The sequence below is a fragment of the Mesorhizobium sp. M2A.F.Ca.ET.039.01.1.1 genome, from assembly GCF_003998035.1.
In the GTDB taxonomy this organism is placed as follows: Bacteria; Pseudomonadota; Alphaproteobacteria; order Rhizobiales; family Rhizobiaceae; genus Mesorhizobium.
The window spans coordinates 1-7,826 of the sequence record NZ_RZRY01000278.1; the positions used below are offsets into that span (position 1 = coordinate 1).

The following is a 7,826-nucleotide window of genomic DNA, read 5'->3' on the forward strand; positions in this document are numbered from 1 at the left end:
ACCCCACACGGGATGACCGGCCGGTCGCAATGCCTCGTCGCCACGACGACCGCACGGGCCGACCAGTCGCCGGCGCTGGTGCGCAGGCCAAAGCCGTCGCTGGTCCGCTTGGCGGCGATGACCTCGACATTGGTCTCGACGGGCGCATGCCATTGCCAGGCGTAGCGCTCCAGGCTTTCCACGAACGCCCCTTTGCTCATGAAGCCGTCCGGATCGCCGCCCTTGTAGGGCGAGCCGGGGAGCGCATTCAGCCAGTTCGGCGTGAGCAGCCGAAGCGAGCGCCAGCTCTGCGAGCGCCAGCGCTCGCCGATGCGCCCGCGCTCCAGCACGGCATGGTCGATGCCGGCCTGGCTGAGGCAATGGCTGAGCGCAAGGCCGGCCTGGCCCGCGCCGATGATGACGACCGCGCGTCTCATGGTTCAGTTCCGTCCGAGGAGAGGGAAGCGGCCCGGACCGGTTCCGGACCGCCTGTCGGTTTACTGGATGGTCTTGATGCCGACGGTGACCGGCACGCCCTTGGTCAGCACGTCGAAGACGGCCGAACGGGCACGCGACTGCTCGACCAGCTGCTGGAGCTTTTCGGCCGGCGCGTCGCCTTCGATCTCGAACGACACATGGATGTTCTGGAAGCCGTTGCGGACCTCATCGGAGATGCCGAGGATGCCGCGCAGGTCGATGTCGCCGTCCACCGAGCACTTTACCTTGGTGAGCTTAATGCCGCGCGCGGCGGCGATGTTGGCGACGCCGGCCATCAGGCAGCCAGCCAGCCCGTGCAGAAGCCACTCGACCGGGGTCGGCGCATTGTCGGCGCCGCACAGAATCGCCGGATGGTCGGCGTCGGCATAATGCGGCTTCTCGTGCTTCTGCTCGTTGCCAGCGCCGAAGAAGCCATGCATGACGGTCTTGCTGTGCGTGCCCTCGATCCACTCATTGTGGGCGCGGAACTGGAACTTGGCGAGCTCCGGCTGCCCGGCGACGAAATTGATCGTCGCCATCAGGTTCGGCGTGTCGACGCCATTGAGAGGAAGCCGTGCAGGTTTGGTGTTGGGTTGCATCATCATCTCCAAAGGTTGCTTTGCGGCTTGGTTGCCGTGACGGCCTCTGTTTGCCGTTGGAGCGTTTGAACGAGAGTGGATGCGACCGTGGAATTTTTCATACGCGCACCGTGGAAATTGGCATGGACGTATCGTTTGAAACGAGGTGGCTCACCGCTTGAGCCGATGCGCCGGAACGCAAAACCCCGGGCGTTGGGAAGCGCCCGGGGCTTGTCGACGGCGTGGCCGCGATCGCTATTGGCGGTTAGCCGATGGTGCGGATGTCCATCCCGCCGGTGCCGGAGGCAGCGCGGCCCGTCGAGGTGTAGTAGTCGATTCCCGAACGCGTGATGCCCATGTCCTTGAGCAGATAGTCAGGCATGGCATGCAAGGCGGCGCGGTCGCTGCGCATCCTCATCGCATGATAGAAAAGCCGCAGCGCCCGGCTGGCAAAGCCGATCGGGCCGACGCCCGACCGGCCGGTTTCATAGGCGGTATGCTCCAAACTCGTCATCGTCGTCTCCATTTTTGCGGCGCGACCATTTCGCGTCGGCGATGGCAGGACTGTCGCTGACGACCGGGGGAGCCAGCGTTGGAGCGGGCGTCGAAACTGCCGTGGAATCTGGCGATTTCTCAGTTTGAAATATCGTTCTTGGCACGGAGCACGTCCGCCTCGAAGCCTGGCGCGATCGCTTCGTCTTCGCGGGGCCTGCGGCCCGCGACCGGATCGAGGGGTGGCTTTGCGGGCCCGCAAACGAAGACACGGGCGGACATCGGCAATGAGGCTGGCGGTTCGCACCCTCGCGTATCGCCGAAACCCATGCCGGCAGGCAAGCCGCCCCTAGAACCGGTTCAGCAGCGAAAACAGACGGGAGGAGCAACCAGATGCCTGTCCCGGCGTTGAGTGACAGCAGCCGGCTCACGAGGCCGCAAGCCGTGGGCCGCCGCGAAATGCTCTTTGGGAGCCGCGCTCATGCCTCCACTGGTGCTCTTTGTTATCAAGAACCTCGCCATCGGGGCGATCATCGGGTTGGCCGTGGCGTGCTGGCTCCTGGCTTTCGGCACACTCGGCAGCCATCTGTCGTCGGGCGCGGGCGACTATGTGGCTGCCGGGATGATCGCCTATTCGATGGCGTCTTGCTTCGGGATGGGATTCCTGGCCACGGCCTTGATGTTTCTGGAGTAAGCCGTCTGCCCAACGCCGATGCCCCGAGGGCAACTACCCGGCGCCTGGCCATAGGCCTGCCGCTCACCGCAACGGCCGCCGGTAACTGCCCTCCGCCCCTACCTTTCCGCAAACGCCCTTGCGAACGAATCCATCATCGGCCGCACCAGATATTCGAAGAAGGTCCGGTCGCCAGTGCTGATGAAGGTATCGACCGGGGCGCCGGGATAAAGCTGTTCTCTCTTCACGCCGGGCGGCAAGGCATCGGCGATCTTCAGCCTGGCGCGGAAATAGGGCTCGTGGGTGGTGTCGTCGATCAGCCGGTCGGCTGAGATCTCGCTCACCGTGGCCGGCACCTCTGGCGTGAGCCGCGTGTTGAGCGCCGACAGCCTGAGCTTCGCCTTCTGGCCGACATGCACCTGGTCGATGTCCCTCGGCCTGAGCTTTGCGTCCACCACCAGACCCGATGACGTGGGCAGGATCTCCATGATCTTCTCGCCGGGCGCGACCACGCTGCCTTGCGAATTATAGGTGGAGGACACGACGATGCCCGCCGCCGGCGCGGTGATCGTCGTGCGCTTCAGCACGGCTTGCGCCGCGCGCATCTGCTCGTCGATGTCGGCAAGGTTGGTGCGCACGTCGTCGAGCTTGGTCAGCGCCTCCTCGACGCGCTGCGTGGTGGCGCGCTCGGTCTGCGCTTCGGCCTCCGCGATCTGCGTGTTGGCGGAGGCAAGGTACGCCGCCAGCGCGCCGGCCTGGCCGACAAGGTCGGCCTCCGAGCGCAGCAGCTGCGAATATTCGGTGCGGTTGGTCAGGCCCTTGCTGAGAAGGTCGGTCTTGATACCGAGTTCCTTCTTCACCACCTCGGTCTGCTGCTCGATGGCCGCCTTCTGCGCGTTCAGGCCCTTGACCGACTCGCGATGCATGGCGACCCGCTGCGCCAGGATCGACTGCTCCGAGCGGAAGCGCGCAAGCCTTGCGTCGAACTCCTTCTGCTGTTCGCGGATCAGGTTCTGGAACTCCGGCTGGAACGGCGCCGGCGCGGGCTCGCTGATCGGCGCCAGCCGGTCCAGCCCGTCGCGCTCGGCCTCCAGCCGCGCGGCATTCGCCTTGAGCGCGATCCACTGCCTCGTTAGCCGGTTGAGATCGGCCTCCGGGGCGGTCCGGTCGAGCAGGATGAGTTCCTGGCCTTCGCGCACGCGGTCGCCTTCATGCACAAGCAATTGCCTGATGATGCCGCCCTCGCGATGCTGGATCAGGATGTTGCCGCCGGTCGCCGCGATCGTGCCTTGCGTGATCACCGCGCCCGCCAGCGGCGCGCTCGCTGCCCAAGTGCCGAAGCCGCCGGCAAGAAGCGCGATCGCCGCGTAGCCGGCAAAGGCCGTGCGCCGGAAATCGGTGCGCGGGCGGTCGTGGAAGCTGAGGCTTGGCGCGGACATCGCCTACGACCCGCGGCGGATGGTCTGCGAGGCGCGGATGACCGGGGCGAACGATCCCGTCACCACCGTGCTCCGCTGCGCGCCTGGTTGCCGCAGCACCTCGGCGCTCGGTCCGAACGCCTCGATGACGCCGCCGCGCAGGACCATCACGCGGTCGCAGGCCGCTGCGATCGAAGGGCGATGCGTGATGACGATCGTGGTGACGCCCGCCGCGCGCGCGGCCGCCAGTACCGCTTCGAGCGCCGTTTCGCCGGCGCCATCGAGATGCGTGCTCGGCTCGTCCAGCACCAGGATGCGCGGATTGCCGTAGAAGGCGCGCGCCAGCCCGATCCGCTGCCGCTCGCCGCCCGACAGCGTCCCGGCGACCATCGTCTGGTAGCCGTCGCGCAGCGAAAGGATCAGCTCATGCGCCTCGGCGCGTCTTGCCGCCTCGATGATCGCCGCGTCGTCCGCGCCTGCCTCGAAGCGGGCAATATTCTCGCTGACCGAGCCGGGGAAAAGCTCCACCTCCTGCGCCAGATAGCCGATATGCCGGCCAAGCTGGCTCTCGTCCCAGGTCCTGAGCTCGGCGCCGTCGATCCGGACCGAGCCGCCGCTCGGCTGGGTCGCCCCGACAAGCAGCCGCGCCAGCGTCGATTTGCCGGCGCCGCTCGGGCCGACGATCGCCACTGCTTCGCCGGGCTGAATCGCGAAGCTCAGCCGCTTCAGGATCGGCTCGGCGCCGAACGTCGCATTCGGCCCGATGAAGAAAAGATCCTGCGCGGCAATCGCGCCGGCCGGATCGGGCAAGGTTAGTTTGCTTGCTTGTGCCGGCTGCGCCGCAAGCGCGACCTGCAGCCGCGTCCAGGCGCGCCTGGCCTCGCCGATCTGTCGCCACGAACCGATCAGCTGGTCGAGCGGCTGCAGCGCGCGCGACGACACCAGCGAGGAGGCGAAGATCATGCCGGCCGTCATCTCGCCCTTCAGCACCAGCCAGGCGCCGGCGCCGAGGATCGCCAGCTGCAGAATCATGCGCAGCGCCCTGGAAGTGCCGCTGAAGATCGCGTTGGCGCTGGCCGAGCGGTCATGCAGCACGAGCGCCTCCGCCACATGCCGTCCCCATGCGCGCGCGGCGTTTTCCACCATCCCCATGGCGCGCAGCGTCTCGGCGTTGCGGGCAAAGGCCTGCTCGGCCCGGCTGGCCAGAGCCGAGCGCTCCGCGGAGAGCGCATCGTTCCTGCCGATGGCAAGCTGGTTGGCCACGACCAGCACGACCAGCAGCGCGGTGCCGCCGAGCGTCACCCAGAACAGCACCGGATGGATGAGGTAGAGCAGGCCGAGGAAGACCGGCGCGAAGGGCAGGTCGAACAGCACCGCCACACCGCGCGAGCGGATGAAGGCGCAGACCGCGGCGAGGTCGGCGAGCGGCGACGGCCCGCTCCGGTCGCCGAGCGAAGCGGCGAAAACCGTCGCGCCCAACCTGTCATTGACGGTGGCGGCGATGCGCTGCGTGTAGACGGCGCGGACGGCGTCGAGAAAGCCGAGGAAGCCGAGCGCCGCGACTGCGATGACCGACAGATAGACCAGCGTTTCGACGCTGGAGGAGGGCAGCACCCGGTCATAGACCTGGAGCAGGTAAAGCGGGACCACCAGCAGCAGCAGGTTGATCAGCAGCGAGAACAGGCCGACATCGCTGACCGCGCGCAGGAACACGCCGCGCAGGGAAACGGGCCGCAAGCTGGTCGGAGGGCGCTCTCGCGACATTGCCCTGGACGCCTAGGCTGTGTGTTCGGCCGTGACGTTCAAATGGCTCTGCTGCAGTTCGTCCAGCGTGTAGGCGTGAATGTAGTCGATCTTCATCTGGGCCGGCGTGGCGAGATGATCCGGCGGCGCGCCGGCCTGGCCGCCGACCGCGAGATCGACCAGCATGTACATCGGCTTGTTCATGTCCGACGGGGTTGCCGCTTGCGCGACCTGCACGCCGTCATAGGTCCAGACCAGCTTGTCCGGCGTCCACAACAGGCCGTAGGTGTGGAAGCCGGCGGTATCCATGACGTTCACCGTGGATCCGACCGTCGTGTGCTGGCCCGTCTCGAGGGTATGCCCCGTCATCAGCAGCGAATTCGGCTTTTGGCCATACATCTCCACCACGTCGAGTTCCGGCGGCCACGAACCGTCTTCCGGCAGCAGCCAGAAGGCCGGCCAGGCGCCGGCGTTTTCCGGCAGGTCGGCGCGCATTTCGAAATAGCCATAGGTCTGCGAGAACGAGTCATGCGTGGTGAGCAAGCCGGAGGTGTATTCGTAATTGTTGATCAGCGGCTTGATGTCGGCCGGCGCCTGCGCCGCGGTGATGGTGAGCACGCCATTGTCGATGCTGAACGGATGCACCGAGCTGGTCGGCGCGTAATTGGCGTCGATATACCATTGCAGCTCGTTGTTCCGGGTCAGCGTGCTGCCGTTCGCCGCGCCCCACCAGAAGTTGGTGTCCCAAGTGCCGCCCTGGCTATTGTTGAGGTTCAGCGTGTTGAACTCGTCGCTGAAGGACAGCGTCATGCCGGACTTGTCGATCGGCAGCTGGAACTGGCTGGGCTGGAACTTGTCGATGGTCGTGTTCTTGAATTCGAGGATCTCGCCCGATCCGAGGTTCAGCACCACATTCGGCCCCGCCTGGATCATGCTGTCGTGGATGGCGGCGAAGGTAGTGAAGCCGTAGCCATCGAGCCGCACGGTGTCGTTCGCGGCGAAATTGACGATGGAGTCGCTGCCATTGCCCTTGGCGATGATGAAAGTGTCGGCGCCGCCGCCGCCGCCATCGATCAGCACATCGTTGCCCGCGCCGCCGTCCAGGGTCTGGCCGCCGCCCTTGGCGGTGATGATATTGTCCAGCGCATTGCCGAAGGCATAGTTGTGGGCGTTGGTGACGACGAGGTTCTCGACATTGTTGGGCAGCGTGTAGCTCATCCATGTGTTGATGGTGTCGACGCCCTGGCCGGCGTACTCGACCACTTTGTTGCTCGCCGAATAGAGGTAATAGATGTCGTCGCCTTGGCCGCCATACATGGTGACGTTGACGCCGCTGGAGGCCCAGATGGAGTCGTTGCCGCTGCTGCCGTTGAACGTCCCGGGCGAGGACGCCGAAAACCAATGGTTGGAAGCGCCGCTATAATAAAGAGGAACGCCTATCGCGTTGACGACGAAGCTCATCGGACACTCCTTCCTGGGTGGTGGCTGACTTTCAGGCCAACCTGCAAAGCCGGCCTATGGTTCCAAGGAATCGCGTCACAGTACAGTAAAAATTGCCATTCATCGATTAATGATTAGAAATGATTATGATAAGGTGTATCTAATGCAATTTAAGCGCGATAATTACACCTCGAATTACCCAATTTTACTCAATATTGCGAGACTCATGCCAAAATATTGGGCAGAATGCTGCTCGTGATCGCAATTGACCAGCGCGGCGCCCGCGATGAACGAGGGTTGAGTCGCCAAGCGCGACGGTGGACATTCGAGCCGGAAACCCGATCGCAGCACCAACGTCCTATCCCCGTCACAAAGCGGCACGGTAGCCGCGGGGCGAAAAATTTGACAGTCTCTGTCGGATCGGCTGGAGGTCGCCCGTCCTTAGGGCATCGATCAACGAAACCAGAGAGGATATCGAGACATGCCGAGCACCATCCACCTGCACCGCGTCCTGGCGACCAAGCCGGAGAAGGTCTACCGCGCATTCGTCGAGGCCGACGCGCTGGCCAAGTGGCTGCCGCCGAACGGCTTCACCTGCACGGTGCATGAGTTCGAGGGCAAGGTCGGCGGCGCCTACAAGATGTCCTTCCGCAACTTCACCACCGGCGGCAGCCATTCCTTCGGCGGCGAATTCGTCGAACTCGTCCCAGGCGAGCGCCTGCGCTACACCGACCGCTTCGACGATCCCAACCTTCCGGGCCAGATCGAGGTGACGGTGACCTTGAAGAAAGTGTTGGTCGGCACTGAGATCAACATCACCCAGGCCGGCATCCCGGACGCCATTCCCGCCGAGGCCTGCTATCTCGGCTGGCAGGAATCGCTGCGCAATCTGGCCAAGCTCGTCGAGCCGGAGATCAATCAATAGTCTCGGGCAAACCGGCGCGGTTGCCGTGATCCTCCCGCCTGGAATTGCGTCAAACCGAAAAACGTGGCGGCCGGGTTCCCGGCCGCCGCGTTCCCCAAGGT

8 protein-coding genes are annotated in these 7,826 nt (G+C 65.0%); 2 read left to right on the forward strand and 6 right to left on the reverse strand.

The window, feature by feature from the left end; genetic code table 11:
* From EOA24_RS20470 to EOA24_RS20480, 3 genes are all read right to left on the reverse strand, one after another.
* Positions 1 to 416, reverse strand: a 416-nt coding sequence (locus EOA24_RS20470) for an FAD-dependent oxidoreductase (protein WP_127410014.1), incomplete at its 3' end; no start/stop codon positions are given.
* A gap of 60 nt (positions 417 to 476) precedes the next feature.
* Positions 477 to 1,061: an OsmC family protein gene (locus EOA24_RS20475; protein WP_126083428.1), complete on the reverse strand. Its 585-nt coding sequence runs from the start codon at positions 1,059 to 1,061 to the stop codon at positions 477 to 479.
* 238 nt (positions 1,062 to 1,299) lie between these two features.
* On the reverse strand, positions 1,300 to 1,548 hold the full coding sequence (locus tag EOA24_RS20480; RefSeq protein ID WP_189343174.1) for a DUF1127 domain-containing protein: 249 nt from the start codon (positions 1,546 to 1,548) through the stop codon (positions 1,300 to 1,302).
* 459 nt (positions 1,549 to 2,007) lie between these two features.
* On the opposite strand from EOA24_RS20480, the gene EOA24_RS20485 reads away from it, so the two are divergent.
* A complete protein-coding gene (locus EOA24_RS20485; protein ID WP_126083426.1) occupies positions 2,008 to 2,220 on the forward strand; it encodes a hypothetical protein in 213 nt (70 codons plus the stop codon).
* A gap of 98 nt (positions 2,221 to 2,318) precedes the next feature.
* Here the strand turns inward: EOA24_RS20485 and EOA24_RS20490 are convergent, their stop codons facing one another.
* From EOA24_RS20490 to EOA24_RS20500, 3 genes are read right to left on the reverse strand one after another with little or no spacing between them, the layout of a single operon-like run.
* Positions 2,319 to 3,638, reverse strand: a complete 1,320-nt coding sequence (locus tag EOA24_RS20490; RefSeq protein ID WP_126083425.1) for an HlyD family type I secretion periplasmic adaptor subunit — start codon at positions 3,636 to 3,638, stop codon at positions 2,319 to 2,321.
* Positions 3,639 to 3,641: 3 nt separating this feature from the next.
* Positions 3,642 to 5,354 (reverse strand): type I secretion system permease/ATPase, encoded by a 1,713-nt coding sequence (locus tag EOA24_RS20495; RefSeq protein WP_245463251.1) that lies wholly within the window; start codon positions 5,352 to 5,354, stop codon positions 3,642 to 3,644.
* Positions 5,355 to 5,393: 39 nt separating this feature from the next.
* Positions 5,394 to 6,821, reverse strand: a complete 1,428-nt coding sequence (locus EOA24_RS20500) for a family 16 glycosylhydrolase (RefSeq protein WP_126083423.1) — start codon at positions 6,819 to 6,821, stop codon at positions 5,394 to 5,396.
* 460 nt (positions 6,822 to 7,281) lie between these two features.
* Here EOA24_RS20500 and EOA24_RS20505 point away from each other — a divergent pair, with 460 nt between their 5' ends.
* Positions 7,282 to 7,725, forward strand: coding sequence for an SRPBCC family protein (locus EOA24_RS20505; protein ID WP_126061566.1), 444 nt, complete (start codon positions 7,282 to 7,284; stop codon positions 7,723 to 7,725).
* The last annotated feature ends 101 nt before the right edge of the window (positions 7,726 to 7,826 follow it).

Excerpts from the sequence above, each read along its gene's own strand:
- EOA24_RS20475 (WP_126083428.1), bottom strand. The coding sequence starts at position 1,061 with ATGATGATGCAACCCAACACCAAACCTGCACGGCTTCCTCTCAATGGC.
- EOA24_RS20505 (WP_126061566.1), top strand. The coding sequence starts at position 7,282 with ATGCCGAGCACCATCCACCTGCACCGCGTCCTGGCGACCAAGCCGGAG.
- EOA24_RS20500 (WP_126083423.1), bottom strand. The coding sequence starts at position 6,821 with ATGAGCTTCGTCGTCAACGCGATAGGCGTTCCTCTTTATTATAGCGGC.
- EOA24_RS20490 (WP_126083425.1), bottom strand. The coding sequence starts at position 3,638 with ATGTCCGCGCCAAGCCTCAGCTTCCACGACCGCCCGCGCACCGATTTC.
- EOA24_RS20485 (WP_126083426.1), top strand. The coding sequence starts at position 2,008 with ATGCCTCCACTGGTGCTCTTTGTTATCAAGAACCTCGCCATCGGGGCG.
- EOA24_RS20480 (WP_189343174.1), bottom strand. The coding sequence starts at position 1,548 with ATGACGAGTTTGGAGCATACCGCCTATGAAACCGGCCGGTCGGGCGTC.